The 25,101-nt window shown below is 68.8% G+C and carries 21 protein-coding genes; 8 read left to right on the top strand and 13 right to left on the bottom strand.

Features of this window, described 5'->3' with window-relative positions:
* The 3 genes from BM060_RS12100 to BM060_RS12110 all read right to left on the bottom strand — a co-directional run.
* On the bottom strand, window positions 1-386 hold a 386-nt coding region (locus BM060_RS12100; protein ID WP_143096588.1), incomplete at its 3' end, for an OprD family outer membrane porin.
* Between the two features lie 248 nt (window positions 387-634).
* On the bottom strand, window positions 635-1,339 hold the full coding sequence (locus BM060_RS12105; protein ID WP_074980369.1) for a 4'-phosphopantetheinyl transferase family protein: 705 nt from the start codon (window positions 1,337-1,339) through the stop codon (window positions 635-637).
* Window positions 1,340-1,663: 324 nt separating this feature from the next.
* The gene (locus BM060_RS12110) at window positions 1,664-2,458 is read right to left on the bottom strand and encodes a dienelactone hydrolase family protein (protein ID WP_074980370.1); all 795 of its coding nucleotides are present in this window, start codon (window positions 2,456-2,458) and stop codon (window positions 1,664-1,666) included.
* Between the two features lie 159 nt (window positions 2,459-2,617).
* Here BM060_RS12110 and BM060_RS12115 point away from each other — a divergent pair, with 159 nt between their 5' ends.
* The 5 genes from BM060_RS12115 to BM060_RS12135 all read left to right on the top strand — a co-directional run bounded on the left by BM060_RS12115 (window position 2,618) and on the right by BM060_RS12135 (window position 7,557).
* On the top strand, window positions 2,618-3,289 hold the full coding sequence (locus tag BM060_RS12115) for an alginate lyase (RefSeq protein WP_074980371.1): 672 nt from the start codon (window positions 2,618-2,620) through the stop codon (window positions 3,287-3,289).
* Between the two features lie 11 nt (window positions 3,290-3,300).
* Window positions 3,301-4,500, top strand: coding sequence for a lytic murein transglycosylase (locus BM060_RS12120; RefSeq protein ID WP_116425991.1), 1,200 nt, complete (start codon window positions 3,301-3,303; stop codon window positions 4,498-4,500).
* Window positions 4,501-4,882: 382 nt separating this feature from the next.
* On the top strand, window positions 4,883-5,488 hold the full coding sequence (locus tag BM060_RS12125) for an outer membrane beta-barrel protein (RefSeq protein ID WP_074980373.1): 606 nt from the start codon (window positions 4,883-4,885) through the stop codon (window positions 5,486-5,488).
* Between the two features lie 51 nt (window positions 5,489-5,539).
* Window positions 5,540-6,217 carry a response regulator gene (locus BM060_RS12130; RefSeq protein WP_009621787.1) on the top strand — a complete coding sequence of 226 codons (678 nt, stop codon included), beginning with the start codon at window positions 5,540-5,542 and terminating at the stop codon, window positions 6,215-6,217.
* Window positions 6,214-7,557 (top strand): ATP-binding protein, encoded by a 1,344-nt coding sequence (locus tag BM060_RS12135; RefSeq protein ID WP_074980473.1) that lies wholly within the window; start codon window positions 6,214-6,216, stop codon window positions 7,555-7,557. The genes BM060_RS12130 and BM060_RS12135 overlap by 4 nt, the downstream gene beginning before the upstream one ends.
* A gap of 344 nt (window positions 7,558-7,901) precedes the next feature.
* Here the strand turns inward: BM060_RS12135 and BM060_RS12140 are convergent, their stop codons facing one another.
* On the bottom strand, window positions 7,902-8,903 hold the full coding sequence (locus BM060_RS12140; protein WP_074980374.1) for an AraC family transcriptional regulator: 1,002 nt from the start codon (window positions 8,901-8,903) through the stop codon (window positions 7,902-7,904).
* A gap of 352 nt (window positions 8,904-9,255) precedes the next feature.
* On the opposite strand from BM060_RS12140, the gene BM060_RS12145 reads away from it, so the two are divergent.
* Window positions 9,256-10,548, top strand: a complete 1,293-nt coding sequence (locus BM060_RS12145) for a dicarboxylate/amino acid:cation symporter (RefSeq protein ID WP_009616960.1) — start codon at window positions 9,256-9,258, stop codon at window positions 10,546-10,548.
* A 418-nt stretch (window positions 10,549-10,966) separates the two neighbouring features.
* Here BM060_RS12145 and BM060_RS12150 read toward each other — a convergent pair whose 3' ends face one another.
* The 3 genes from BM060_RS12150 to BM060_RS12160 all read right to left on the bottom strand — a co-directional run bounded on the left by BM060_RS12150 (window position 10,967) and on the right by BM060_RS12160 (window position 14,031).
* Complete coding sequence (locus BM060_RS12150; RefSeq protein WP_074980375.1) at window positions 10,967-12,355, bottom strand: adenylate/guanylate cyclase domain-containing protein; 1,389 nt, start codon at window positions 12,353-12,355, stop codon at window positions 10,967-10,969.
* A gap of 130 nt (window positions 12,356-12,485) precedes the next feature.
* Window positions 12,486-13,064 (bottom strand): HD domain-containing protein, encoded by a 579-nt coding sequence (locus BM060_RS12155; RefSeq protein ID WP_074980376.1) that lies wholly within the window; start codon window positions 13,062-13,064, stop codon window positions 12,486-12,488.
* Between the two features lie 163 nt (window positions 13,065-13,227).
* A complete protein-coding gene (locus tag BM060_RS12160; RefSeq protein ID WP_043317234.1) occupies window positions 13,228-14,031 on the bottom strand; it encodes a LuxR family transcriptional regulator in 804 nt (267 codons plus the stop codon).
* 196 nt (window positions 14,032-14,227) lie between these two features.
* Here BM060_RS12160 and BM060_RS12165 point away from each other — a divergent pair, with 196 nt between their 5' ends.
* Together BM060_RS12165 and BM060_RS12170 are read left to right on the top strand one after the other, a co-directional pair.
* Window positions 14,228-15,592, top strand: coding sequence for an APC family permease (locus BM060_RS12165; RefSeq protein ID WP_043270678.1), 1,365 nt, complete (start codon window positions 14,228-14,230; stop codon window positions 15,590-15,592).
* A gap of 17 nt (window positions 15,593-15,609) precedes the next feature.
* Window positions 15,610-16,710 carry a DmpA family aminopeptidase gene (locus BM060_RS12170; RefSeq protein WP_074980377.1) on the top strand — a complete coding sequence of 367 codons (1,101 nt, stop codon included), beginning with the start codon at window positions 15,610-15,612 and terminating at the stop codon, window positions 16,708-16,710.
* Window positions 16,711-17,224: 514 nt separating this feature from the next.
* Here the strand turns inward: BM060_RS12170 and BM060_RS12175 are convergent.
* From BM060_RS12175 to BM060_RS12200, 6 genes are all read right to left on the bottom strand, one after another.
* Window positions 17,225-18,223, bottom strand: a complete 999-nt coding sequence (locus BM060_RS12175; RefSeq protein ID WP_074980378.1) for a sulfate ABC transporter substrate-binding protein — start codon at window positions 18,221-18,223, stop codon at window positions 17,225-17,227.
* A 119-nt stretch (window positions 18,224-18,342) separates the two neighbouring features.
* Window positions 18,343-19,590 (bottom strand): serine/threonine transporter SstT, encoded by a 1,248-nt coding sequence (gene sstT / locus BM060_RS12180; RefSeq protein ID WP_074980379.1) that lies wholly within the window; start codon window positions 19,588-19,590, stop codon window positions 18,343-18,345.
* Window positions 19,591-19,794: 204 nt separating this feature from the next.
* Window positions 19,795-20,625: a diaminopimelate epimerase gene (gene dapF, locus BM060_RS12185; RefSeq protein WP_074980380.1), complete on the bottom strand. Its 831-nt coding sequence runs from the start codon at window positions 20,623-20,625 to the stop codon at window positions 19,795-19,797.
* A gap of 70 nt (window positions 20,626-20,695) precedes the next feature.
* Window positions 20,696-21,586 (bottom strand): urea transporter, encoded by an 891-nt coding sequence (locus BM060_RS12190; protein WP_074980381.1) that lies wholly within the window; start codon window positions 21,584-21,586, stop codon window positions 20,696-20,698.
* Between the two features lie 655 nt (window positions 21,587-22,241).
* Window positions 22,242-23,672, bottom strand: coding sequence for a pyruvate kinase (gene pyk, locus BM060_RS12195; protein ID WP_074980382.1), 1,431 nt, complete (start codon window positions 23,670-23,672; stop codon window positions 22,242-22,244).
* Entirely contained in the window at window positions 23,669-24,946 is a 1,278-nt protein-coding gene (locus tag BM060_RS12200) for a glycerate kinase type-2 family protein (RefSeq protein WP_058490353.1), read from the bottom strand. Before BM060_RS12200 ends, pyk begins: the two co-directional genes overlap by 4 nt.
* Window positions 24,947-25,101: the final 155 nt, after the last annotated feature.

The following is a 25,101-nucleotide window of genomic DNA, read 5'->3' on the forward strand; positions in this document are numbered from 1 at the left end:
ACTTTCGCCTTGGCGGTCAGGCCCAGGCTGCTGAACTCGTCCACCGCGCTGCCGTCGCTCTCCAGCGGGAAGATGGTGCCGGGCTGGCGGTCGATGCCGCTCTTGCCGGACTTGCCGCCGCCGTCCAGGCGCAGGCCGAGCAGGCCCAGGGCGTCGACGCCGAAGCCGACGGTGCCTTCGGTGAAGCCGGAGGCGTAGTTGAGCATGAAGCCCTGGCCCCATTCTTCCTGCTTGCTGGGCGAGGCGGGGCCGTTGCGGTTGTCGGTGTTGATGTAGAAGTTGCGCAGGCCGAGGCTGGCCTTGCTGTCTTCGATGAATCCGCCGGCGCTGGCCTGCTGGGCGAGGACGCCCGCGGCGATCGCCAGGGCGAGGGTGGATCGCTTCATTGTCATGCTCCTTGGTCCGTTCTTTTTCTATGTATGTGGCCGGGGTGGCGCCGTCCGCGCCGGCCAAGGTAGCCGCGGCTGATGTCCATCGCTATATGTTTTTGTATATAGCGATAGGCGCAAGACGCGATTGCCGTGACGATGACGCGGTCAGGCAAAGGCTAGGGTCGGTCGCTGGACGCGGTGCATGAGGCCAAATTCTGACTTTCCAGTCAATGGCCGCGATGCCGCACCTTGGCGGCGGAGCGCTAGGCGACCGCCACCAGGCTCAGCAGGCGTCCGTCGAACAGCGCGTACTGCGCCTCCAGCTCGCGGCCGTGGTGCCATTCCGCGGACAGGTCGCAGAGCAGGCGCAGGCGCGCGCGGCCTTCGGCGTCCCAGGCCAGCAGTTCGGCATCCTCGAAGTAGAAGCGCCGGCCCACCAGAGGGTAGAGGGCCTTGAACAGGCTTTCCTTGAGCGAGAAGGTCAGGGTCACGCCCAGGCCGACCTGCTCCGGCGCCAGGCGTTCGCGCTCGGCGGGGGTGAGGATTTCCTCCAGCAGGCGGCTGGCGCGGGCGTCGTCCAGCAGCGTCTCGACGTCCAGGCCGAGGCTGCGCCAGGCGTCGCGGCGGGCCACCACGGCGGCGGCCCAGTCGTCGCCATGGGTGATGGAGCCGACCAGCCCGCCCGGCCAGATCGGCGCGCGGTCCGGCGCCAGGCCCGGCGTCTGCGGCAGGCCGGTCAGGCGCTGGATGCCGGCGCGGGCGCACAGGCGCCCGGCGAGGAATTCGGCGCGGCGCTTGGCCACCGCGCGGCCGATGTTCGGCGGCAGGTCCACGCCGTGGCGGCCGAAGGCCTGGGCGTCGAGCTTCTGCGGCTGGAAGCGGCAGCTGTGGAGCAGGGCGCCGGGCAGCGCCTGGGGCAGCGGCCAGTGCGCCTGGGGCGGGGTGAGGAAGTCGTCGGTGTCGGGCATGGCGGGGATTCTGCCCGGCCGCCGGACGCGGTGCCAGTGGATTCGTGTGGCGAGTGACCGCCCAGTCGCGTCCGGGCGGTCACGCGGCGTTTACATTCGCTTGCAAAGGCTTACCGAAGCGCTACGGATCGGCGGCCGGGGAATTTGCCACACTGCGCCTCGCGTTCCTTTGCCGGAACGCAGGTGAGGTTGTTGTCGGAGCCGCGCGCTCCGGCCTTTTCACAGATCGTGGCGGGAGCCCCTTTTCGGGCTCCCGTTTTTTTTGCCCGGCCAAACGCCAACACCCCCGTAGGATGGGTTGAGCGAAGCGATACCCATCGCCCTTCAGTCGGCCTTCTGCTGGAAGATGTCCTTGAGGAAGGCCTGCAGGTCGGCCCAGGACTTCTGGTCGGCGGTCTTGTCGTAGCCCACGTCCAGGCCGTGGCCCTTGTGCTTGTCGGCGTCGGGGTTGGTGAAGCTGTGCTTGGCGTTGGGCTGGACGACGAACCTGTAGTCCACTTTGGCGGCGTCCATCTCCTGCTTGAAGGCGGCCACGCTGTCGGCCGGCACCAGGGTGTCGGCGCCGCCGTGCTCGACCAGCACCTTGGCGCTGACCGCGCCCGGCTGCGCCGGGGTGGCGGTGGCCAGCACCCCGTGGAAGCTGGCCACGCCCAGCAGCGGCAGGCCCTGGCGGGCCATGTCCAGCACCACCTTGCCGCCGAAGCAGTAGCCGATGGCGGCGATCTTCGCCGGGTCGGTCTGCGGCTGTTTCTTCAGCAGGTCCAGGCCGGCCTGGAAGCGCGCCTTGGCGGCGTCGGCATTCTTCAATGCTTCCTGCATGAAGGCCTGGGCCTGCTCGGGGTGCTCGGTGGCCTTGCCCTCGCCGTACATGTCGATGGACAGCGCCGCGTAGCCCAGCGCGGCGAGGTCGCGGGCGCGGCGCTTGGCGTAGTCGTTCAGGCCCCACCATTCGTGGACCACGATGATCCCCGGGCGGATGCCGGCCTGGGCGTCGTCGTAGGCGAAGTAGCCGACCAGCTTGGTGCCGTCGGTGGCCTGGTAGGGGATTTCCTGGGTCTTGACCTCCGCCTGGGCGGCGAAGCCCAGGCCGAGCAGCAGCAGGGTGGCGAGCAGGCGCATGGGCGTTTTCTCCAGAGGGTGGACTGAAAAAGATAGCCGGTTGTGCGGCGGCGGTCGGATTTCCCCCGCGCAACCGCTCAAGCCCGCGGCATGGCGTGAAAGCCGCGGCGCCATCGGCTACCCTTGCCGGGCCAGTCAGCCGTGCGGGACCCACAACGGATGTTCGACCTCAGTACCTGGAACCTCACCCTTCCCGAAGGCCGCCCGGCCAGGACCATTTCCACCCCGGCGCTGCAGCGCGACTACCAGAGCCCGTATTTCCACCGCAGCGCCGACGGCGTGGAGTTCTGGGTGCCGGTGAACGGCAGCCACACGCGCAACAGCGAGTTCCCGCGCACCGAACTGCGCGAGACGCGCAGCGACGGCTCGCCCTACACCTGGCGCTATCCCAACGTCGACAGCCTGCTGCGCGCCACCCTGCACGTGGACGCGGTGCCCTCCATGCGGCGCATGGTGATCGGCCAGATCCACAGCGATGGCGCCGGCAGCGGCGATGCCGCGCCGCTGCTGAAGCTGGTCTACCAGCTGCGCCTGGACCAGGGCCGGGTGCTGGCGCAGATCCGCGAGCGCCCGGGCGACGCCACCGCCATCACCTACACGGTGCTGGACGGCATCCCCCTGGGGCGCAGCTTCGACTACCGCATCGGCGTGTCGCGCTCGGGCGTGCTGAGCATCGAGGTCAACGACCAGCGCCTGGTCCGCCAACTCGACCCGCAGTGGGCGCGCCAGGGCCTGTACTTCAAGGCGGGGCTGTACCTGCAGGATAATCGCGGCCCCGCCAGCGAAGGCGGGCGGGCGACCTTCAGCGCCCTGTCGATCATGCACCGTTGAGGAACTGCCCCATGCTGCCTTCCCGAATCCTCCCGGCCCTGCTGCTCGCCGCCGGCCTGTCCCAGGCCCCGGGCGCCGTGGCCGACGAGTTCTCCGCCTGCCTCGCGCGCCTGCAGCCGCAGGCCGCCGCCAAGGGCGTGAGCGCCGCGGCCTACCAGCGCTACACCGGCGGCCTTGCGGCCGACCTCAGCGTGCTCGACCTGCTCAACGCCCAGCCGGAATTCGTCACCCCGCTGTGGGACTACCTGGCCGGGCTGGTGGACGAACAGCGCGTCGCCGACGGCAAGGCCATGCTGGCGCAGCATGCCGAGCTGTTCGAGCGCGTCGCCCGCCAGTACCGGGTGGACAAGTACACGGTGGCGGCAGTGTGGGGCGTGGAGAGCGACTTCGGCCGCATCACCGGCAAGCGCCCGCTGCTGGTCTCGCTGGGCACGCTGTCGTGCTACGGGCGGCGCCAGGCGTTCTTCCAGGGCGAGTTCTTCGCCACCCTCAAGCTGCTGCAGCAGGGCGACCTGCGCGATCCGGCCATCACCGGCTCCTGGGCCGGCGCCTTCGGCCAGACGCAGTTCATGCCCAGCACCTACGCGCGCATCGCCGAGGACTTCGACGGCGACGGCCACCGCGACCTGGTGGGCAGCGTGCCCGATGCCCTGGCCTCCACCGCCAACTACCTGCGCAAGGCCGGCTGGGTGCCGGGCGCGGCCTGGGGCTACGAGGTGAAGCTGCCGGCGAACTTCGCCGAGTCCCAGGCCGGGCGCACCAAGCGGCGCACGGTGGCAGACTGGCAGGCCCTGGGCGTGAAGCGCATCGACGGCGGGCCGCTGCCGGCCGGCGACGCCCGCGCCGCCATCCTGCTGCCCACCGGCAAGGCCGGCCCGGCCTTCCTGGTGCTGCGCAACTACGACGCGATCTATTCGTACAACGCGGCGGAAAGCTACGCGCTGGCCATCGCCCTGCTGTCCGACCGCCTGCGCGGCGAGCCGGGCCTGCGCACCCCCTGGCCGACCGACGACCCCGGCCTGAGCCGCGCCCAGCGCAAGGAGTTGCAGCGACTGCTGCTGGCCCGCGGCCACGCCATCGGCGAGCCGGACGGGCTGATCGGCGACAACACCCGCCGCGCCATCCAGGCCGAGCAGCAGCGCCTGGGCCTGCAGCCGGCCGATGGCCGCGCCGGGCAGAAGATCCTCAAGGCCCTGCAGGCCGCGCATTGAACCGTAGGGCGTATAACCGTTCGCGGTTATCCGCCGATACACCGAGGCCACAGCCAACGCCCAGGTCAACCCCGGAGCCGCCGGGCACCGAGGCCAAACGGCGGATAACGCCGAACGTTATCCGCCCTACGCCAGGCCCGACCTTGACGTAGGGCGTATAACCGTTCGCGGTTATACGCCGATACACCGAGGCCACAGCCAACGCCCAGGTCAACCCCGGAGCCGCCGGGAACCAAGGTCAAACGACGGATAACGCCATAGGCGTCATGCGTCCTACTTTCCGTTCAGGCCAGGTTCAGCGGCGCGTCAGGTAGCGTTCAGTGGCCGCCCCTTAACCTGCACTCCGTCAACCACTTACCCACATCCTTGACGGAGAAACACCATGAACCTGCTGCACAAGCTCACCCTCGCCACCGCCATCCTCGGCGCCTCCGCAGGCATCGCTCAGGCTTCGGAAAACTTCGCCGGCCTGACCTGGGGCGAAACCAGCAACAACATCCAGAAATCCCACGCGCTGAACCGCAACCTCAACGACCCGAAACTCGACAGCGTGATCAACAACAGCAGCACCTGGGGCGTGCGCGCCGGCCAGCAGAACGACACCGGCCGCTACTACGCCACCTACGAGAACACTTCCGACACCCACCGCGGCCTGAAGCTGCGCCAGCAGAACCTGCTCGGCAGCTACGACGCCTTCCTGCCGCTGAACGACCAGGGCACCAAGGTCTTCGGCGGCGGCACCCTCGGCCTGACCAAGCTGGAGCAGGACTCCCGCGGCTACAGCCGTGACAGCGACATCGGCTACGCCATCGGCGCCCAGGCCGGTATCCTCCAGGACATCGGCCGGAACGCCTCGCTGGAAGGCGGCTATCGTTACCTGCGTACCAATGCCAGCACGGAGATGAGCCCGCACGGCGGCGACAAGGTCGGCTCGCTGGACCTGCACAGCAGCGCGCAGCTCTACCTGGGCGCCAACTACCGGTTCTGACTGGCAGGGGGCCGGGCCCGCAGCCCGGCCTCCGCATAAGGAGGAAGTTCCATGAAACTACTGGTGGTGGAAGATGAGGCGCTGCTGCGCCATCACCTGTACACCCGCCTCGGCGAACAGGGCCACGTGGTCGACGCCGTGGGCAACGCCGAAGAGGCCCTGTACCGGGCCCACGAATACCATCACGACCTGGCGATCATCGACCTCGGCCTGCCGGGCATGAGCGGCCTGGACCTGATCCGCGAGTTCCGCAGCCAGGGCAAGGCCTTCCCGATCCTCATCCTCACCGCCCGCGGCAACTGGCAGGACAAGGTCGAAGGCCTGGCCGCCGGCGCCGACGACTACGTGGTCAAGCCGTTCCAGTTCGAGGAGCTGGAAGCGCGCCTGAACGCCCTGCTGCGCCGCTCCAGCGGCTTCGTCCAGGCCACCATCGAGGCCGGCCCGCTGCTGCTCGACCTGAACCGCAAGCAGGCCACGGTGGCCGGCGAGACCCTGGGCCTGACCGCCTTCGAGTACCGCATCCTCGAATACCTCATGCGCCACCACCAGCAGGTGGTGAGCAAGGAGCGGCTGATCGAGCAGCTCTACCCGGACGACGACGAGCGCGACCCCAACGTCATCGAGGTGCTGGTCGGCCGCCTGCGGCGCAAGCTGGAGAGCCACGAGGGCTTCCGCCCGATCGACACCGTGCGCGGCCAGGGCTACCTGTTCACCGAGCGTTGCCGCTGATGCGCTCGCTGCGCCTGCGCCTGATGCTGGGGGCTGCGGCCCTGGCGATCCTGTTCATGCTGGCCCTGCTGCCGGCGTTGCAGCGGGCGTTCAGCATCGCCCTGGTGAACGCCATCCAGCAGCGCCTGGCCTCGGACGTCGCCACCCTGGTGTCGTCCGCGCGCATCGACGGCGACCGCCTGAACATGCCCGAGCACCTGGCGGTGGAGGACTTCAACCTGCCGGAGTCCAAGCTGCTGGGCTACATCTACGACCGCGAGGGGCGGATGGTCTGGCGCTCCACCTCGACCCAGGACGAGAGCGTGCAGTACGTGCCGCTCTACGACGGCGAGCCCGACGTGTTCACCCGCGCTCGCGACGACCACGGCAACGAATTCTTCGTCTACGACGTGGAGATCGACCTGGTGGGCGGCAAGCAGGCCGCCTACAGCATCGTCACCATGCAGCCGGTGAGCGCCTTTCGCGAGCTGGTGCACGGCTTCCGCGAGCAGTTGTACATCTGGCTCGGCGGCGCGCTGCTGCTGTTGCTCGGGCTGCTCTGGCTCGGCCTGGGCTGGGGCTTCCGCTCCATGCGCGGAATACGCGAGGAGCTGGACCAGATCGAGGCTGGCGAGCGCGAACGCCTGAGCGACGAACACCCCAGCGAGATGCTGCGCCTGACCGACTCGCTGAACCGCCTGCTGGACGGCGAGCGCAGCCAGCGCGAGCGTTACCGCAACTCCCTGGCGGACCTCGCGCACAGCCTGAAGACGCCGCTGGCGGTGCTGCAGGGGGTGAGCGAAAACCTCGCCGACGAGCCGCGCAACCGCGAGCAGGTGCAGGTGCTGCAGAGCCAGATCGAGCGCATGAGCCAGCAGATCGGCTACCAGTTGCAGCGCGCCAGCCTGCGCAAGAGCGGCCTGGTGCGCCACCGCGTGCAGCTCGGCCCGCTGCTGGACACCCTGGCCGGCGCGCTGGACAAGGTCTACCGCGACAAGCGGGTGATCCTCGAACGCGACTTCCCCGAGCACCTGAGCCTGCCGCTGGAGCAGGGCGCGCTGCTGGAACTGCTCGGCAACCTGCTGGAGAATGCCTACCGCCTGTGCCTGGCCCGCGTGCGCATCAGCGCCCGCCAGCAGGACGGCGGCTACGAACTGCGGGTGGAAGACGACGGCCCGGGCATCCCCCCGGACCAGCGCCAGCGCATCCTCCAGCGCGGCGAACGGCTGGACACCCAGCACCCGGGGCAGGGCATAGGTACGGCGGTGGTGATGGACATCCTCGACAGCTACGGCGGCAGCCTGGCGCTGGATGACTCCGAGCTGGGCGGCGCCTGTTTCCGCATCCGTTTGCCGGGGTAGGTGCGTCGGAGCGCTCCTACGAGAAGCCGTGCCTGCCCGTACCGTAGGAGCGGATCTTATCCGCGAACCGCGCCTGGACCTCCGGCTATCGCGGACAAGGTCCGCTCCGGGGGAGGAATACCGTGTTTCCCGGCAACCTGTAGGAGCGGGCCCTGCCCGCGAAATCGCGCGCAGGGCGCGCTCCTACATGGGAATGGTGTGGGTGGGGCGGCGTAGGAGCGGATCTCATCCGCGAATCGCGCCTGGACCTCCGGCTATCGCGGACAAGGTCCGCTCCGGGGGCAGGAAAAACGCTGTCGTAGGATGGCGTTGAGCGCAGCGATACCCATCGCCCGCAAAGCCCGTCACTCCCCCTGCTGCGCCCGGTACGCCCCCGGCGTCAGCCCGGTCCACTTCTTGAACGCGCGGTGGAACGCCGAGGGCTCGGAGAAGCCGAGCTGGTCGGCGATGTCCTGGATCGACAATTCGTCGCGGCCCAGGTGGTAGATGGCCAGGTCGCGGCGCAGCTGGTCCTTGAGTTCCTGGAAGTTCGGGCCTTCCTCGCGCAGGTGGCGGCGCAGCGTCTGCGGGCTCATGTGCAGCTGCTGCGCCACGCTTTCCAGGTCCGGCCAGCGCCGGCAGTCGCGGCCGAGCAGGCGGCGGATCTGGCTGGTCAGGCTGTCGCCGCCGTCCGGGCGGGCCAGCAGGTCGGCCGGGGAGTCCTTGAGGAAGTGCTTGAGGCTGCGCTCGTCCTGCAGCAGCGGCATGTCCAGGTAGCGCGCGTGGAAGCTCAGCCCGGTGCTGTCGGCGGCGAAGCGCCGCGGGCAGGGGAACAGCAGGTCGTACTCGGCGGCGTGGGCTGGCTCGGGGTAGGCGAAGCGGGCTTCTTCCAGGCGGATGCGCTGGCCGATCAGCCAACTGCCCAGGCGGTGCCAGATCACCAGCAGGCTCTCGGTGAGGAAGTGTTCCGGGTCCTGCAGTGCGCTGTGGTCGATGACCAGTTCGGCGCGCTCGCCGTCGCGGCGCAGCTCGATGCGCGGCGCGGCGGGGAACAGGTCGTAGAAGAGCGCGCCGCGGCCCAGGGCCTTCTCCAGGGTGCGGCACTGGATGATGGCGTGGCACATCATGGCGAAGGTGCCGCGCTTGCTGCGCACCTCGCCGAAGCCCATGTACTCGTCGTCGAGGTCTTCCCAGACCAGTTGGATCAGCCGGCCGAACTGCTCGGGCGAGACCCGCGCCCGCGGCTCTTCGAGCAAGGCCGGCTGGATGCCGGCGGCGCGCAGCAGGGGCAGGGGGTCGTGGCCCTGCTGGCGGGCGCCGCGCAGGGCGGCGCGGACGAAATGGCTGGCGATGGTGCGTTCACGCATGGGTTTTCCTTGTTCTGCTGCGTGTGTGCCGGGCGCCGGTTCGCGGCGGCCGTGGGGCAAATCTAAGGCACCCGGGGCCCTGGCGGATACCCGCCAAGTGGCGGGAAACCCGCCGCGGGCTTGGCGGGTTTCCGCCATCGATCAGCCCGCATGTTGCTTTAGTGATTTATTAAGCTGTTGAAATTAAAGTGAAAATTAAAGGATGGCGATTTGGCACAGGGCTTGCCAATAGGGTTCAAGGCCTGCCGACGGGCAGGACGAAAACAAATTCTCCCACTGAAGGGAGATAACGCTTCGGGCAACGCGCCGCCGCCAGGAAGGCGGGCCGCCAGCTCAAGAGGACCCTGCCGCAATGACCAAGCAACCCTTCTACAAGAGCCTGTACGTGCAGGTGCTGATCGCCATCGCCATCGGCATCGCCCTGGGCCACTACTATCCGCAGACCGCGGTGCTGATGAAGCCCCTGGGCGACGGCTTCGTCAAACTGATCAAGATGGCCATCGCGCCGATCATCTTCTGCACCGTGGTCACCGGCATCGCCGGCATGCAGAGCATGAAGGCTGTAGGCAAGACCGGCGGCATGGCCCTGCTGTACTTCGAGATCGTCTCGACCATCGCGCTGATCATCGGCCTAGTGGTGGTCAACGTGGTCCAGCCCGGCGCCGGCATGCACGTCGACCCGGCCAGCCTGGACACCAGCAAGATCGCCGCCTACGCCGCCGCCGGCGCGAAGCAGAGCACCGTCGACTTCCTGATGAACATCATCCCCAACACCGTGGTCGGCGCCTTCGCCAACGGTGACATCCTGCAGGTGCTGTTCTTCTCCGTGCTGTTCGGCTACGCCCTGCACCGCCTGGGCAGCTACGGCCAGCCGATCTTCCAGTTCATCGAGCGCTTCACCCAGGTGATGTTCAACATCATCAACGTGATCATGAAGGTCGCTCCCATCGGTGCCTTCGGCGCCATGGCCTTCACCATCGGCGCCTACGGCGTGGGCTCGCTGGTGCAGCTGGGCCAGCTGATGGCCTGCTTCTACATCACCTGCCTGCTGTTCGTGCTCATCGTCCTGGGCGGCATCGCCCGCGCCCACGGCTTCAACATCCTGAAGTTCATCAAATACATCCGCGAGGAGCTGCTGATCGTCCTCGGCACCTCGTCCTCGGAATCGGCGCTGCCGCGCATGATCGCCAAGATGGAGAAGCTGGGCTGCGACAAGAGCGTGGTCGGCCTGGTGATCCCCACCGGCTACTCGTTCAACCTCGACGGCACCTCGATCTACCTGACCATGGCCGCGGTATTCATCGCCCAGGCCACCGACACCCCGATGGACATCACCCACCAGCTCACCCTGCTGCTGGTGCTGCTGATCGCCTCCAAGGGCGCGGCGGGCGTCACCGGTTCGGGCTTCATCGTCCTGGCCGCCACCCTGTCCGCCGTGGGCCACCTGCCGGTCGCCGGCCTGGCGCTGATCCTCGGCATCGACCGCTTCATGTCCGAGGCCCGCGCGCTGACCAACCTGGTAGGTAACGGCGTGGCTACCGTGGTGGTCGCCAAGTGGTGCAAGCAGCTGGACTCCGCGCAACTGGAGCGCGAACTGGCCGCCGGCCCGTCGGCGCTGGAAGCCAAGGAGGCCCAGGCCGCCTGATACCTCCCGGTTCTCCGGTTGGGCGTGGCGACGTGAAGCGCCGCGCCTCCTTCAAGCCCGCCCCCGCAGCGGGCTTTTTTATGGGCGGTCCGGCGCGAACGGCAAGCCCGATCGCGGACGGAGTCCGCTCCTACAGTTCCAGGAAGCACGGCTTTTCGTAGGATGGCGTTGAGCGAAGCGATACCCATCACCACGGCAGCATGGGTATCGCAAGCTCAACCCATCCTACGAAGAGCTCCTCGGCGCAAGACAGTTGCTCCTACGCCACCGGTACACAAGGCCCCGTAGGATGGCGTTGAGCGAAGCGATACCCATCACCATGGCCGATGGGTATCGCAGGCTCAACCCATCCTACGAAAAGCACCCCGGTGCGCTGGGCACGACCGCTGCTCCTACGAAGGCAGCCAGCGGCACAAGCTCAAAGAATGATCTTGTCCTTGAGCTTCTCCACCGCCTGCTGCAGCGCCTGGATCACCCGGTCCTTGTCGAAGTTCTGCACGTTGTTGGTGTCCAGGTACATGGAGAACCCCGGCAACTCGTGCTCGATGAAGCTGGGGTTGGCGCCCAGGTCGCGGCGGAAGTCCACCGCCTGGTAGATCTGCACCGGCTTGCTGAAGCCCTTGACGCTGATCTGGCCCTTGTCGCGGCACATGATCACGTCCTTCACCAGCGAGTAGCTCTCATGGCTGAGGAGGATCTCGCCGGCCTCGGCGGCGCTTTCCAGGCGGCTGGCGAGGTTCACCTCGCGGCCGATGATGGTGTAGTCCATGCGCGTGTCGGCGCCGAAGTTGCCCACCGTGCAGTAGCCGGTGTTGATGCCCATGCGCACCTCCAGCGGCTTGGTGATGCCCTGGGCGCGCCACTGCTGGCGCATCACTTTCATGTGCTTGCGCATGGCCACGGCCATGGACACCGCGGCCACGGCGTCCTTCTTCGCGCCCTGGGTGGCGGGGTCGCCGAAGAACACCATCACGCAGTCGCCGACGAACTTGTCGATGGTGCCGCCGTACTTGAGGGCGATCTTCGACATTTCGTTGAGGTAGTTGTTGAGCATGTCGGTCAGGGTTTCGGCCTCCAGCTCCTCGGACAGCTCGGTGAAGCCCTTGATGTCGGAGAAGAACACCGTGAGCTTCTTGCGCTGGGTCTCCAGGCGCACGCTGCGCCTGCCGCTGAAGATGGATTCCCAGACCTGCGGCGACAGGTACTTGGCCAGGTTGTGCGCCAGCCGCGCGGCCTTTTCCTGCTCGCGGGCGATCTCGCCGCGCACCTGGGCCAGGCGCAGGCCCTGCTGGTGGGTGAAGTAGGCAGTGACGCAGATGTAGAAGGCGCAGAACAGCACGCTGACCAGGTTCACCAGCAGCGGCGCGTTGCCCTTGAAGCCCGGGCCGGCCAGCGCGCCGGTGAGCACCGCGGCGCTCAGCGCCATCAGCAGGGCCAGGCCGAGGGTGCGCAGGCCGCCGACGACCAGCGAGGAGAAGGCCAGGATCAGCACCAGCATCAGCGCCGGCACCACCGAGAAGCCCAGCAGGGCGGCGCCGGCGCCGGTGTGCAGGGCGTCCAGGGCCTGCAGGACCAGGCGTGTCTGCTGCGGGTGGCTGTGCTTGTAGCGGCGGCTCAGGTTCTGCGCCAGGTGCGGGTAGAGCAGGGCGTAGGGGACCATCCAGAGCGCGTCGTAGCCGAAGTACTGGCTGAAGGTGCCGGCGCTGACGGTGGCGGCCACGGCGAGGTAGGCCAGGACGCGCGAATGGTACTCGCGCAGGGGGGCGGCGCCAGGTCGGGACGGCGTTTCGGAACGGTTGGGCTTCATGCGCTCGGATTATCCCTGATCGGTGATGGCGCATTCTGACGTGCGCCTTCCACAAGTACGACCTGGGGATCTTAACCAAGCGCCCATCCGCCGGCCAGTGACGATTCATCGCCCCGGCCGGCGGCCGGTTTCAGTCGGCGTCCCGCGCCATGTAGATGGACTGCCGCGGCTTGGCGAAGACGCGCCGCAGCATCGGCTCGAAGAACTCCAGCGGCAGCGTCTCGCCCTCGGGGTCGAAGGCCGCGGCGTCGTAGCGCGCGCAGAACTCGATGGTCTGCTCGAACTGCGGGTGGTCCTTGAACTGCTCGCGCAGGTGGCGGTCCAGGCCCAGGTGGTGGAAGAAGTAGTAGCCCTGGAAGATCGCGTGCTTCTCGATCATCCAGTGGTTCTCCGGGCTGACGAAGGGCTTGAGGATGGCCGCGGCGATGTCGGCGTGGTTGTAGGAACCGAGGGTGTCGCCGATGTCGTGGAGCAGGGCGCAGACCACGTATTCCTCGTCGCGGCCGTCGCGGTGGGCCAGGGTGGCGGTCTGCAGCGAGTGGCTCAGGCGGTCCACCGGGAAGCCGCCGAAGTCGCCGTCGAGCAGGCGCAGGTGGGTGAGGATGCGGTCGGGCAACTGGGTGGCGTAGGCGGCGAAGTCCTGGGCGATGATCGACCAGTCCTCGACGCTGCCGTCTTCCATGTGGGTGAACTTGGCGCGGGCATTCATCGGGCTGTCCTCTTGTGATTGTCGTTTGGACGGCCTTCAGTCTAGGGGCCCGGCCGTAGCCGGCCAGTGGCCGCGGCGGACAGGCTGCTGTCTCTCCGGACACGCCCATTCAGGCCGCGAAGCTCCCCGCGCGGGCGCATTCGCCGGGTCGATGGAGCCTGCCTCAGGGGTTCTCCGGGTCGTGTCCGAGGGACTGCAGGAACAGCGAGAACAGCTCCGGCTGCGAGGAGATGTCGAGCTTGGCGTAGAGGTGCCGGCGGTGGACCTTGATGGTCTCCGGAGAGATCGCCAGGCGCTCGGCCATGGCCTTGGAGGAGTAGCCGCGCAGGATCAGCCGGGCGATCTCCAGCTCGCGCTCGGAGAGCACCCCGGCGCCGAAGTGGCTGAGGGCGTCGCGCACCTGGGTGGCCACGCCCTCCGGGTTCGCCGGCAGCAGGCGCTGGCTGCGCTGCTGCCAGTGCTGCTGCATCAGCGCCAGCACCCAGGGGCAGAGCATCGCCAGCAGGCCGCACTGTGCGGCGTCGAACGGCTTGCGCATGCCCAGGGACAGCGACAGCGCGCCCTGGCCGGGCAACTGCAGGATGAACTGCACCTCGTCTTCCAGCACGTTGTCGTGGAAGTAGTTGAGGAAGTACTCGCTCTGGCGGAACTGGTCCGGGGCGACTTCCTCCAGGCGGTACAGGCCGCTGGGCAGGCCTTCGCGGCAGGCCTGGTAGAAGGGGTCGAGCTGGTACAGGCCGCTGAGGTAGGCGGGCATGGCCGCCGAGACGGCCTGTGGATCGGCGTCGTATTCCTCCAGCGCCACCGGGATGGCGTTGGCGGGGTAGAAGGCCGCCAGGGCGTTGTCGAACGGCAGCCACTGGTGCAGCAGCAGGATCAACTGCTTCCAGAAGCGCGGCTGGCCGATCTGCTCGATGGCGCGGCCGAGGTTGGCGTGCATGCCGACTTCGCGAAACAGGTTGTGCATCCCCGGGGCTCCGGCGCGAAAGGTCACCCGGTTTCCTCTTTTTCAGGCCCCGCCGTCAAGGGGCGTAACCCCAAATGGTGATTGGCCGCCAGGGCCCGGCCGCCCAGACTGCGGGCCATGCAGCGCCCCGCGCAGAGGGCGCCACAAGGGTTTTCGTTCCTGCCTCAACCGCCAATAACAATTCGAGGAAAACGACATGAGCTCTCCCGCAGCGCCGGACGGCGCGCTCAAGCCCAGCCTGGGCGTGTTCGACGTGGTCGCCATCACCGTCTCGGCGGTCACCCCCGCCAGCAGCGTATTCGTCATCGCTCCCTTCGCCATCCAGCAGGCCGGCAGCGGCGCCTTCCTGGCCTTCGTCATGGCCGCGGCGCTGGCGCTGATGTTCGCCTGGTGCTACGCCGAGCTGGGCCGCGCGCACAGCTCGGCCGGCGGCGAGTACGTCTACGCCAAGCGGGTGTTCGGCGGCATGGCCGGCTACGCCACCTTCCTCGCCGTGCTGGTCTCGCTGCTGTTCATCCCGCCGGTGCTGGCCACGGGCGCGGCCACCTACCTCAACGGCGCGCTGGGCACGCAGTTCGACACCCAGACCGTGGCCCTGGTCATAGTCGCCGCCAGCTACGTGCTGGGCATCCTCAACATCCGCGTCAACGCCTGGGTCACCGGGGTCTTCCTGCTCTGCGAAGTGGCCGCGCTGCTGGTGATAGTGGTGCTCGGCTTCGGCCACGCCAGCCAGCCGCTGAGCGTGCTGCTGCAGCCGCAGACGCTGAGCGGCGGCGTGCTGGCGGCGGCGCCCTGGGCGCTGGTGATAGGCGCGGTGGGCACAGCGGTGTTCTCCTACAACGGCTTCGGCGGCGCGGTGCTCCTGGCCGAGGACATGAAGGACGGCGGCCGCAGCGTGCACCGCGCGGTGCTCTGGTCGCTGGTGCTGGTGGTGGTGATCGAACTGGTGCCGCTGACCGCGCTGCTGATCGGCGCGCCCTCGCTCAAGGACATGCTCGCCAGCCCCGACCCCATCGGCTACCTGCTCACCGCCCACGGCAACGCCACGCTGTCGCGGCTGGTCAGCGCCGGCATCTTCCTCTCGGTGTTCAACGCCATAGTCGCGATCGTCATCCAGGTCGGCCGGGTGATCTTCAGCAGCGGCCGCGACGCCCTCTGGACGCCGACGCTGAACCGCGCCTTCACCCGCATCCACCCGCGCTGGGAGTCGCCCTGGCTGGCCACGCTGTTCCTCGGCGTGCCCTCGGCGGCGCTGAGCTTCAGCTCCAACCTGGAGGAACTGACCTCCTTCACCGTGCTGCTGCTGGTGCTGATCTACCTGGTGGTGGCCCTGTGCGCGCTGTTCAGCCGCGTGCTGCGTCGCGACCGCGAGCACCCCTACCGCATGCCGCTGTGGCCGCTGCCGGCGCTGCTGGCGGTGGTCGGCGCCGGCTACCTGCTGCTCAACCTGTTGCTGGAAGCCTCGGCGCGGGATGTGATGACCATTATCGGGATACTGGCCGTGTCGGTGATTCTCTACGGCACCTACGGCAAGTTGAGCCCGGCTTTCCAGAAACTCTGAAGACCACAGGAGTCCCCATGCGCGCTCGTCAACTCGGCATCACCCTGGGCCTGGGCACGCCCGGCGCATTCAATGCCATCACCGATGTCCCCGGCGTCCGCGTCGGCCACAGCACGCTGATCGCCGAGCGCGATGGCAAGCAGGTGTGCACCGGCGTCACCATTGTCCAGCCCCGCGCCGGCGAGGCCCGCCTGCAACCCTGCTTCGCCGGCGTCCATGTGCTCAACGGCAACGGCGATGCCACGGGCCTGGAGTGGATCCGCGAGGCCGGCCTGCTGACCACGCCGATCGCCATCACCAACACCCACAGCGTCGGCGTGGTGCGCGACGCCCTGGTGGCCGCCGAGCGCGACGCCCTGGGCGACCCGGCAGTGTACTGGTGCATGCCGGTGGTGATGGAGACCTACGACGGCCTGCTCAACGACATCTGGGGTCAGCACGTCGGCCCCGAGCAGGTGCGCCAGGCCCTGGCCGGCGCCGAGTCCGGGCCCGTGGCCGAAGGCCCGGTGGGCGGCGGCACCGGGATGATCTGCCACGAGTTCAAGGGCGGCATCGGCAGCGCCTCGCGCAAGCTGCCGGCGGAGCAGGGCGGCTGGACTGTCGGTGTGCTGGTCCAGGCCAACCACGGCCAGCGCCGCGAACTGCGCGTCGACGGCTACCCGGTGGGCCGGGTGCTGGGCGACATTCCCTCGCCCTTCGCGGAAAAGGGCGAGCCGGGCATGGGCTCGATCGTGGTCATCATCGCCACCGACGCGCCGCTGCTGCCGCACCAGTGCCAGCGCCTGGCGCAGCGCGCCTCCATCGGCATCGCCCGCACCGGCGGCGGCACCGAGGACAGCAGCGGCGACATCTTCCTGGCCTTCGCCACCGGCAACCGGGACCTGCCGCCGGCCGACTACGGTCGCAAGGGCCTGCCGCAGAGCACGCCGCTGCAGATGCTCAACAACGAGCACATCTCGCCGCTGTTCGCCGCGGCGGCGGAAGCGGTGGAGGAAGCCATCGTCAACGCCATCCTGGCCGGCCGCGAGATGAGCACGGCGGACGGCACGCTGGTGCCGGCATTGGGCGGGGAGCGCCTGCTGGAGGCGTTGCGCGAGGTGGGGTGGCGGCAGCGCTGAGGAGGCGGGGGTTCCGTCCGCGATTCATGCGCAGGTCGCGCTCCTACCTGGGAATGACATCGGCGCGCGGGTTTTCCCTCACCCCAGCCCTCTCTCGGAGGGAGAGGGGGCTGGTCCGTGCCGAGAGGCGGCCTGGTTTCAGCCGGCAATCCCTGTGCTGGCCGGCTAACGCCGAAATACCAACGCACTCCGAACGGTCCCCTCTCCCTCTGGGAGAGGGTTAGGGTGAGGGGGCCGCAGGCCTGCCCAGGCCATGAGGCACGGCATTTCCCCTGCCCGCGAATCGCGCGCAGGGCGCGCTCCTACAGGGGAATGGAGTGGTGGGGCCGCGTAGGAGCGGATCTCATCCGCGAATCGCGCCGGGACGTCCGGCCATCGCGGACAAGGTCCGCTCCTACGGTACGGGCAGGCCCGGCTTCTCGTAGGAGCGAGCTTGCTCGCGAACAAACGCTGTGCCATGCGGTTCGCGAGCAAGCTCGCTCCTACGAAGAGCGCCTCGGCGCAGCGGGCGCTATCAGTTACCGCTGTAGATCTGGTCGAACACCCCGCCATCGGCGAAGTGGGTCTTCTGCACCGTGCGCCAGTCGCCGAAGGTCTTCTCCACCGAGAAGAAGTCCACCTTCGGGAAGCGGTCCGAGTATTTCGCCAGGATCGCCGGGTTGCGCGGGCGCAGGTAGTTGTCGGCGGCGATGGTCTGGCCCTCGTCGGACCACAGGTACTTCAGGTAGGCCTCGGCCTGTTCGCGGGTGCCTTTCTTCTCGACCACCTTGTCGACCACCGCCACCGGCGGCTCGGCCTCGGCGGAAACGCTCGGGTAGACCACCTCGAAGCCGCCGCGGCCGAATTCGCGGGCGATCATCTCGGCCTCGTTCTCGAAGGTCACCAGCACGTCGCCGATCTGGTTCTGCATGAAGGTGGTGGTCGCCGCGCGGCCGCCGGTGTCCAGCACCGGCACGTGCTTGAACAACTGGCCGACGAATTCCTTGGCCTTGGCTTCATCGCCGCCGTGCTTGAGCGAGTAGCCCCAGGCGGAAAGGTAGGTGTAGCGGCCGTTGCCCGAGGTCTTCGGGTTGGGCACCACCACCTGCACGCCGTCCTTGAGCAGGTCCGGCCAGTCGTGCAGGCCCTTGGGGTTGCCCTTGCGCACGATGAACACGGTGGCCGAGGTGAAGGGCGCGCTGTTGTTCGGCAGGCGGGTGGCCCAGTCCTTCGGCACCAGGCCGCCGTTGTCGGCCAGGGCGTCGATGTCGGTGGCCTGGTTCATGGTGATGACGTCGGCCGGCAGGCCGTCGATCACCGAGCGCGCCTGCTTGCTGGAGCCGCCGTGGGACATCTGGATGGTGATCTTCTCGCCTTTCTCCGCTTCCCAGTGCTTCTGGAAGGCGGGGTTGTACTCCTTGTAGAAGTCGCGCATCACGTCGTAGGAGACGTTGAGCAGCGGCGGCGCGGCCTGGGCGGCGCCGGCCAGGGCCATTCCGGCGGCCAGCAGGGAGGCGGCGAAGAGTCGTTTCACGGGCGGTTCCTTCTCGGCAGTGTTGGATCGCCCGATTATGCCCATGGGTTATATGCCGCTTAAATACCCAAAGGCTATTTGCTTATGCAGGGACGCGCCCCGCGGGGCGCGTCCCTGGCTCAGCGCTTCTCGCCCAGGCCCGCCTCGCCGGCTGCCGGCTCCTCGGCCAGGCAGGCCGCGGCGGTGAAGATCACGTCGGTGGAGGAGTTCAGCGCGGTTTCCGCCGAGTCCTGCAGGATGCTGATGACGAAGCCCACCGCCACCACCTGCATGGCCACCTCGCCGGAGATGCCGAACAGCCCGCAGGCCAGCGGGATCATCAGCAACGAGCCGCCGGCCACGCCGGAGGCGCCGCAGGCGCACACCGCCGAGACCACGCACAGCAGCAGGGCGCTGGGCAGGTCGATGGCGATGCCCAGGGTATGGGCCGCGGCCAGGCTCAACACGCTGATGGTCACGGCGGCGCCGGCCATGTTGATGGTGGCGCCCAGCGGGATCGACACCGAGTAGGTGTCCTCGTGCAGGCCCAGGCGTTCGCACAGCTGCAGGTTGACCGGGATGTTGGCCGCCGAGCTGCGGGTGAAGAAGGCGGTCACGCCGCTCTCGCGCAGGCAGGTGAAGACCAGCGGGTAGGGGTTGCGGCGCAGCTTCCAGAACACGATCGCCGGGTTCACCACCAGCGCCACGAAGAGCATGCAGCCCAGCAGCACGGCGAGCAGCTGCAGGTAGCCGAGCAGGGCATCGAGGCCGGATTCGGCGAAGGTGCTGGCCACCAGGCCGAAGATGCCCAGCGGGGCGAAGGCGATCACCACGCGGACGATCAGCGTCACCCCGCCGGCCAGGTCGTCGAGCAGGTCGCGGGTGCTCTGCCGGGCATGGCGCAGGGCCAGGCCGAGGCCCACGGCCCAGGCCAGGATGCCGATGAAGTTGGCCTCCAGCAGCGCCTTCACCGGGTTGCTGGCGACGCTGAACAGCAGGCCATTGAGCACGTCGCCGATGCCGCCGGGCGGAGCGTTGCCGCTGGCCGGGGCGTCGAGCACCAGGGTGGAGGGGAAGGCGAAGCTGGCCGCCACCGCCACCACCGCGGCGGCGAAGGTGCCCAGCAGGTACAGCGCCAGGATCGGTCGGATGTGGGTGCGCTGCCCGGCCTTGTGGTTGGCGATGGAGGCGCACACCAGGACCAGGACCAGCACCGGCGCCACGGCCTTGAGCGCCGCGATAAACAGTTTGCCGAGCAGGCCGACGGCCAGGGCGGCGTCGGGGGCGACCAGCGCCAGGGCGATGCCGGCCAGCATGCCGACGAAGATGCGCATCACCAGGCTGCTGCGCTGGATGCGTTGGAACAGGGTGGGGGAGGGAAGCGTCATGACCTTACCGCTGCTTGCAAATGGAAACGCGAACCCGGCGGGCCGCGGAAGGGCGCGGATTATGCCGTCACGGGCGGGAAAATGCGCGGCGGTCGTCGGAAACCAGGCCCACGCCTCGCCAGCATGGCGGCGTGGAGCCGGGCCGGCCTTGACCTGTGCCGGCCTGGATGGGATTGCCATGTGACATGGCGTCACGGTTGGCGGTCAGCGCAGGCATTCCGCGTGCAGGCGCATCTCGCCGATGCGTTGCACGGCGCCGCGCATGTGCACGCGGAAGTCGTCCTCGACACGGATGCGCAGCTGGCCGCCGGCCAGGTGCACGCGAACCTCGCCGTCGCAGTAGCCCTTGCGCCGTGCCATGGCGGCGGCCGCGCAGCTGCTGGTGCCCGAGGCTAGGGTGTAGCCGGCGCCGCGCTCCCAGATTTCCACGCGCAGGTCGTTGCGCCCGAGCACCTCGACGAATTGCACGTTGCTACGGTTGGGGAACAGGGGGTGGCGTTCCAGCAACGGGCCGAAGGTCTTCGCCAGTTCCGCCGAGGTGCGTTCGACGAACACCACGCAGTGCGGATTACCCATGGAGACCGCGTTGAGCCGGAAGGCCTGGCCTTCCAGCTCGACGGGCAGGTCCAGGGCCTCTGGCGTGGCGACCTGCACGGGAATGCGGGCGCTGGCGAACTCGGCGTGCCCCATGTCCACTTCGACTTCGCGGCCCTGGTCGAATACCTGGCTGACTACTGGCCCTGCGACTGTGACGATGCGGAAGGGGGCATCGCCCACCAGGGCCTGGTCCCACAGGTAGCGCGAGAAGATGCGCAGGCCGTTGCCGCTGCGTTCGGCCAGGGAGCCGTCGGGGTTGAGGATGCGCAGGCCGAAGCCATCGTCGCCGTGCCCGTCGGGCACCAGGATGCCATCGGAGCCGAGGCCACGATGGCGGTCGCAGATGCGCACCACGGCCGCGTCGTCGAAGGGGAAGGGCGTGGTGTCGGCGTAGACCAGGTAGTCGTTGCCCAGGGCGTGGTACTTGTGGAAGCGCATCGCGGGTCGGGTTCCAGACGGCGGGGGCCTTGCACTATAGCCAGCCCCGCGCGCGCCTGGCCAATCCGCCTCAGCTACCGGCCAGCGGTGCGCGGCGCGAGGCCGGGCGCAGCAGGCGTTCGCCCAGCAGCACTAGCAGGCAGGCGAAGATGAAGGGCGCGGTCATGAAGGGGATGCCCAGGGCGACCATGGCCTGTCGCAGGATGAGCGCCAGCACGGCGCCGGCCAGCGGGGCGAAGGGGCCGGGGCCGCGCAGGGCCAGGGCGAGGGCGGCGAGGGCGCTGTTCATGCCGAGCAGGCCGCTGTGTACGTCGCCCAGGGGAATGCCGGCGAACACCGCCACCGGCAGCACCATCACTGCGCCGAACAGCGCCCAGGTGGCGGCGCGCGGCGCGCCCAGCAGCAGGCCGAGGAAGATCAGCGCGCCGGCCAGCGGGGCATCGAGGAAGATCACCTGGCCGAAGGCGCGGGACGTGGCTTCGAGCAGCGTCGGCAGCGGCAGCTCGACCAGCCCGGCCAGGGGCGCGGCAGTTGGCAGCGACAGCAGCGTGCCCAGCGCCGGCAGCGTCCAGCCGAGCAGGACGAAGGCCAGGGTGTAGGGCGGCAGGCCGTGGCGCTGGCGCGAGGCGCGCAGCAGCAGGCGCTGCAGCAGCACGCTGGCGAGGCTGGCGAACAGCGCGAGCGCCACCAGCATGGGCGACCAGGCGAACTTCAGCGGCAGCAGCAGGCCGATCAGCACAGCGTTGTAGCCGTACAGGCCGGCGTCTATGTCGCCCTGGCGGCAGCGCAGCAGGTGGGCGAAGGCCGGGCCGGCAGCGGCGCCGATCACGGCGCCGGGGAGCAGGCCGGGGGCGCAGGCGCCGATCAGGGCCAGGCAGAGCAGGCCGAACAGCGGCGAGGGTTGCAGGAACACCTGGCTGAAGCCGCGCAGCCAGAGGGTCAGTATCGGTAGTGGGCGCATCGAGGGTCTGGGCAGTTGAAGGGGATGTCCGGGGCGTCTCCGGTTCCGCATCGGCGGCCGTGCCCTCCATCGGGGGAGGGCATCGCGGGAAGCTCCGTGGGCTTTGTCAGCGGGCGCATTCTGCCATGGCACTATTTTGGGGCGTGAATAAAAAAGAGGCCGGTCTCCGGGATCGCCGGAGGGTGGCCTCGAATGTCCATAGCCTGCGTGGGAGGGTGCGAGGGTGGCTATGGCCGACAGAACTGCTGGCCGTTCAAGGCCAATCCCGGACGGACGGGGTCGCGGCCCCGTTTTCCCGGCCCCGTCCGTCCGGGAGTGACGCGGTGTGGAACCCGGCTTTGGCAGGGTTCCGGAACTCTGTTTTTTCTCTCTCCAGGCTTTTTCCTGAAGAGGGGGGAGGGGGCCAGGCCTGGCTCCGGTGTTGGCGGTGGGCCTGGTTCCCTTACCCTAGCCCTCTCCCGGAGGGAGAGGGGACTCGTGTGGCAGAAGGTGGGGCGCCGGAGTTACCGGTGGCGCCTGGTTCCCTCACCCCAGCCCTCTCCCGGAGGGAGAGGGGGCAGTCCGGCGTGGCCGGTGACTCCGGCGTTACGCCTTCTGCCGTTCAGCTCCCTCTCCCGCTTGCGGGAGAGGGTTGGGGAGAGGGGCTCTTTGCTCTTCAGGCCGACAACGCCGGCGCCACCGTCTCGATCCTCAACATATTGGTACTCCCCGGCTGCCCGAACGGCAGTCCCGCCGTCACCACCACGGTATCGCCACGCTGGGCCATGCGCTGGGCCAGGGCGATTTCCAGGGCGGTGGCGCAGATCTCGTCGACGTGGGCCAGTTGCTCGTTGACCACCGAATACACGCCCCAGGCCACGCTCAGCCGCCGTGCCGCCTTGAGGTTGGGCGTCAGGCTGAGGATCGGCGCCTTCGGCCGTTCCCGCGAGGCGCGCAGGGTGGAGCTGCCGGACTCGGTGTAGTTGACCAGCACCGCCACCGGCAGGATGCGGCTGATGCGGCGGATGGCGCAGCTGATGGCGTCGGACACGGTGGCGTCCGGCTCCGGGCGGTTCAGTTCCAGCTGGCCCTGGTAGTCCGGCTCGGCTTCCACCTGGCGGATGATCTTGGCCATCATTTCCACCGCTTCCACCGGGTACTGGCCGGAGGCGGTCTCGGCGCTGAGCATCACGCAGTCGGCGCCCTCGCTGACCGCGGTGGCCACGTCGGTGACCTCGGCGCGCGTCGGCGCCGGGGAGAAGCGCATGGATTCGAGCATCTGCGTGGCCACCACCACCGGCCGGCCGAGCTGGCGGCAGACCTGGATGATGCGCTTCTGGATGCCTGGCACGTTCTGCGCCGGCACTTCCACGCCGAGGTCGCCGCGGGCGACCATGATGGCGTCGGCCAGGCGGGCGATCTCTTCGATGCTCTGCACCGCCGAGGGCTTCTCGATCTTGGCCATGATGAAGGCCTTGTCGCCGATCAGCGCGCGGGCTTCCTCTATATCTTCCGGGCGCTGCACGAAGGACAGCGCCACCCAGTCCACGCCCAGCTCCAGGCCGAATTCCAGGTCGCGGCGGTCCTTGGCGGTCAGCGGGCTGAGCTTGAGCACCGCCTCGGGCACGTTGACGCCCTTGCGGTCGGACAGCTCGCCGCTGTTGAGCACGCGGGTCTCGATGGCGTCGCCGTGGTTGTTCAGCACCTGCAGGCGGATGCGCCCGTCGTCCAGCAGCAGGCTCATGCCCGGCTCCAGGGCCTGGATGATCTCCGGGTGCGGCAGGGTCACGCGGCGCTCGTCGCCGGGGGCGTCCATCAGGTCGAGGGTGAAGCTCTGGCCTTTCTGCAGCATCACCGCGCCGTTCTCGAAACGCCCGACACGCAGCTTCGGCCCTTGCAGGTCCATGAGGATGCCGATGGGCGTGCCCAGCTCGGCCTCCACCTCGCGCACCCACTGGTAGCGCTGGGAGTGGTCGGCGTATTCGCCGTGGCTGAAGTTCAGGCGGAACAGGTTGGCGCCGGCGTCCACCAGGGCGCGGATGTCCTCGCGGCCCTTGATGGCCGGGCCGAGGGTGGCGAGGATCTTGACCTTCTTGTCGCTGTTCATTGCTCGTCACTCTCGAGGATCAGGATGGCGCGGAAGTCGTTGACGTTGGTGCGGGTCGGCCCGGTGACCACCAGGTCGTCCAGTTCGGCGAAGAAGCCGTAGCCGTTGTTGTCGTCCAGCTCGTGCAGCGGGTTCAGCCCGGCGGCCAGGGCACGCTGGTAGCTGCACGGGCTCATCAGTGCGCCGGCGTTGTTCTCCATGCCGTCGATGCCGTCGGTGTCGCCGGCCAGCGCCCAGATGCCCGGCTCGCCCTTGAGCGCGGCGGTGAGGCTGAGCAGGAACTCGGCGTTGCGCCCGCCGCGGCCCTTGCCGCGTACGGTGACGGTGGTCTCGCCGCCGGAGAGCAGCAGGCAGGGCGCAGCCAGCGGCTGGCCGTGCTTGCGCACCTGGCGGGCGATGCCGGCGTGGACCTTGGCCACGTCGCGGGATTCGCCTTCCAGGTCGCCGAGGATCAGCACCTCCAGGCCGGCGGCGCGGGCCTTGGCGGCGGCCGCGTCGAGGGCCTGCTGCGGCGTGGCGATGAGGGTGAAGTAGCTGCGCGAAAGGCAGTCGGCGCCGGGCTTGACGGTCTCCGAGCGTGGGTCTTCCAGCCAGGCGCGGATGTGCGCCGGGGTGTCGATGCCATAGCGCTTGAGAATGGCCAGGGCGTCGGCGGAAGTGGTCGGGTCGCCCACGGTGGGGCCGGAGGCGATCACCGTGGCCTCGTCGCCGGGCACGTCGGAAATCGCGTAGGTGTACACGCTGGCCGGCCAGCAGGCGCGGGCCAGGCGACCGCCCTTGATGGCCGAGAGGTGCTTGCGCACGCAGTTCATTTCGTCGATGGCGGCGCCGGACTTGAGCAGCGCCTTGTTCAGCGCGCGCTTGTCATCCAGGGAGATGCCTTCGGCGGGCAGGGCGAGCAGGGCCGAGCCGCCGCCGGAGAGCAGGAAGATCACCCGGTCGTCTTCGCTCAGGTCGCTGACCAGCTCCAGCACGCGGCGGGCCACGCGCTCGCCGGCGTCGTCCGGCACCGGGTGCGCGGCTTCCACCACTTCGATGCGCTGGCAGTTGGCGCCGTAGCCGTAGGGGGCGACCACCAGGCCGTCCACCTGCTCGTCCTTCCAGTGCGCCTCGACCACTTCGGCCATGGCCCCGGCGGCCTTGCCGGCGCCGATGACGATGGTGCGCCCGCCATGCACCCGCGGCAGGTGGCGGGCCAGCGTCTGCGCCGGGTGGGCGGCGGCGATGGCGGTGTCGAACAGCTCGCGCAGCAGGGCGCGTGGGTCGAGGCTCATCTGGGGCTCCTCAGGTTCTTGTCGTTGTTCTTTTATTGCGGCATTGCGCAGGCGCCTGGGGGCAAGCGCCTGGGCAATGCCTTCGAAACGCCCGGCCGGCGAGGCCGTGTTCACGCCGGCCGGGGTTCGAAAGCGAGTCGCTGGGCCCCCGCGTT

Source organism: Pseudomonas citronellolis (assembly GCF_900112375.1).
Lineage (GTDB): Bacteria > Pseudomonadota > Gammaproteobacteria > Pseudomonadales > Pseudomonadaceae > Pseudomonas > Pseudomonas citronellolis.